This window comes from Protofrankia sp. Cr1 (genome assembly GCF_963555865.1).
In the GTDB taxonomy this organism is placed as follows: Bacteria; Actinomycetota; Actinomycetes; order Frankiales; family Frankiaceae; genus Protofrankia.
On record NZ_CAUVXO010000237.1, the window covers coordinates 1 to 3,191 of the forward strand.

Here is a 3,191-nt window from a genome sequence, read left to right on the forward strand (position 1 = left end):
AAAAGCCCAGAGCCCCGCGCCGTGTGATCGGCTGCGGGGCTCTGACCTGCCTCAACCAGCGTGCGCTCGGAGGGACTCGAACCCCCAACCTCTTGATCCGTAGTCAAGTGCTCTATCCGTTGAGCTACGAGCGCCTGCCGGACCACCCTAGCGGACCGACTGGGCAAGACTACAGCATCGGCGGGTGATCTCCGAATCGATATCAGCGTGACGGCAGCCGGTGCAGCTCGACAGCAGTCAGGCGGCCATCGGCGATCATCGCGGTCGTGAAGGTGCAGTGCGGTCGGCAGACGACGATGTCGGCGTCGGGGTGGGCGTTCGCAACCCGCTGGTCGCGCCCGGTCACCGACGTGGATCACCACGTCCGCGGCGTCGGCGGCCATCCACACCGGTGCCGGCAGGTCTCGAGCGCGCTGAGGTATGTGCGTGTCGGCCACGAGTAGGAGCTTCATCCACCCATTCTGTACCGTGTTGTTCCTCCGTAGCGGGCGAAGCTTTTGTTGGGTACCAGTTCATGGGTGGGTAGCCTTTCGTTGGCGGCCGCCGGCATCCTGAACCGTTCGACGCCACCGGGTTAGTATCGGCACCGTCCGGGTCCTTTGCTTCGATGATCATAACTTCGAGGTGGCAGTGGCGAGAGTCTTCATCAGCCATGCGACGGAGGATTCGGCCGTCGCGACTGAGATCCTCGATTGGCTGCGCGCTGATAGGCATGATCCGTTTCTGGCTCGGGATCTGGCCGGGGGTATGCCGGTCGGCGAGAACTGGAAGCAGCGCCTGTATCAGGAGCTGCGGGATGCCGACGCGGTTGTCTGCATCGTGACCGAAAGCTTCGTAGCGTCGAACTGGTGTGCCGCCGAAGTCGGCATTGCTGATTCGCGCGGTTGCCGCCTGCTGCCGCTGGCAGTCGAAGCAGGCGGTAAACATCCTTTGATGGAAGATCTTCACTATATCAGGTACTACGAGGACCGGCAGGCTGCCCGTAAACAGCTCGCAGACAACCTGGGTGATATTGTTGCTGGCGGGCGGACCACCTGGCGGGATGGAGACAATCCGTTCCCCGGCCTGCGTGCGTTCGGTTCTGACCTGGCCCAGATGTTCTTCGGCCGGTCCGGAGAGACCCGGGAACTCGCGAGTCTGCTGCGGGCAACCAGTCCGGACCGCAGCCTGCTGGCTGTGGTCGGGCCATCCGGATGCGGCAAGTCATCGCTGATGCGGGCGGGGCTGCTCCCGTTATTCAAGAAGGATCCGGCCTGGCTGGTAGCAGACCGGTGGGTTCCCGGAGACGATCCGGTCTCCGGGTTGGCACAGGCCCTCACTGTGACGGCGAACAAGCTCAGGCTGGGCTGGTCAAAAGCCGACGTACGCGCCAAGCTCGACAATCCCAACCTGCTTGGGCTCAGGAGTTGCGCGGAAGAACTGCTCGGCGCTCGGGACTACACTGCCGTGCAGTGGTTACTGATCGGCCTCGACCAGGCTGAGGAGCTGTTCACCCGTGCCCCGGCCCCCGAGCGGGCACAGGTTGCTGCACTGCTGGACAAGGCGCTGGCCGGGCCGGTGCGATTGGTGGCGACACTGCGATCGGAATTCCTCGACGATCTGCGCACGCTACCGGAGCTGGTTGATACCGACATACAGCCCTTTCTGCTGCGACCGCTGGCGCCCGGTATGCTACCACTTGTCATCAAAGAGCCTGCGAAAAATGCCAGAATACAGGTGGAAGAGGAACTGCTGATCCGCCTGTCCGCCGACGCCGAAAGCGGGGACGCGCTTCCCCTGCTCGCGTTCGCCCTTCACCAACTCGCCGACGGCCTCTCCCGTGGCGACACCATGACTGTTGAGAAGTACGACCGCATCGGCGGCGTCACCGGTGCTCTGACAAAGCATGCCGACGCCGCACTCGCTGCCGCGATGAAAGACAGCGCATTGACTGAACCTGAGGTGCTGGCCGGCCTGGTCAGGCTGGTTACCATTGACGAGGCAGGGCGACGAGCACGACGGCAGGTCCGGCAGAGCGACCTCTCTGAAAGCCTGCGGCGGGCTTTCGAGGTTTTCGTTGACAGGCGGCTGCTCGTCGCCGATCATGGCGCCGCCGGAAATTGGTTCAGGGTAACACATGAGAAACTGCTGACCGAATGGCCCCCGCTGGATAAAGCTATCACGGAAAAAGAGGTGGCGCTGGGAGCCGCACGAGCGGTGGAGCAGGCTGCTGCCGAGTGGGAGAATGCCGATCAGAATTCCAGCTTCCTGTGGGACGCCAATCGGGTCAACGCCAACCTGACGATTCTCGGGTTACCCACCGTTGACGAACCGTCCACGTCGGACGAGGCGGTAGTCGCTGTCAACCCCACCGGACAGGCCTTTCTCGACGCTCATTACCGCTACTTTCAGAAAAGACGCGAAGAAGAGGAGGAGACGCACCGAGAAAAGGAAGCGGCGGCACTGCGTATCCGGCGTCAGGAGCAGCAATACCGAAAGCAGAGAATCGGAATTCTCTCGGGCTTCCTCTTCGTTGCCATGGTCGCCGCCGGCGTCGCATTCTGGCAGGAGCGCAGCGCCCGCGACGCCCAGCATGGCGCTGAGCGGGCGCGGCGCTCCGCGATCGCCTTCAGTATGCTTGTCCAATCCACCGCCAGCAGAGAGAAAGATCCACGCGGTGCCTTCCGATTCGGCATCGCCGCCTACAATATCGACGAAAATGGTCCGGAAACCCGGGAAAGTCTCGTGCAGCTCCTCGCGAGCTTCCCCTATCGCGGGATCACGGTCGCGCAGAACACCTCGGTGACCTCGGTGGCGTTCTCACCTGACAGTCATATTATAGCTACCGGCAGTAATGACAGGGATGTCCGTCTGTGGGATGTCAGTAGCCCGGGTCAACCGCACCTCATCGGTGTACCTCTCACCGGCCATACGGGCATCGTGACGTCGGTGGCTTTTTCGGCTGATGGTCGGACTCTTGCCAGTGGCAGTAATGACAACAGCGTCCGTTTGTGGGATGTCAGTAGCCCGGGTCAAGCCCACCCTCTCGGTGAACCCCTCACCGGCAGCGACACCGTGACGTCGGTGGCGTTTTCTCCCGATGGCCATACTCTTGTCAGCGGAAGTTACGACTACAATAACCCCGTTCGCCTGTGGGATCTCACCACCCCAACCGCTCCCATACCTCTCGGCCCATTGCCCAGAGGTCACAC

The 3,191-nt window shown here is 62.5% G+C and carries 2 protein-coding genes and 1 tRNA gene; 1 reads left to right on the top strand and 2 read right to left on the bottom strand.

Annotated elements, in window-relative coordinates:
* Positions 1-61: 61 nt before the first annotated feature.
* Both U9980_RS17385 and U9980_RS17390 read right to left on the bottom strand, forming a co-directional pair.
* Positions 62-134 (bottom strand) — tRNA-Arg (locus U9980_RS17385).
* Positions 135-202: 68 nt separating this feature from the next.
* On the bottom strand, positions 203-346 hold the full coding sequence (locus U9980_RS17390; protein WP_322768882.1) for a hypothetical protein: 144 nt from the start codon (positions 344-346) through the stop codon (positions 203-205).
* A gap of 284 nt (positions 347-630) precedes the next feature.
* Between U9980_RS17390 and U9980_RS17395 the strand changes: the two genes are divergently transcribed.
* Positions 631-3,191, top strand: a 2,561-nt coding sequence (locus tag U9980_RS17395; protein ID WP_322768883.1) for a TIR domain-containing protein, incomplete at its 3' end; no start/stop codon positions are given.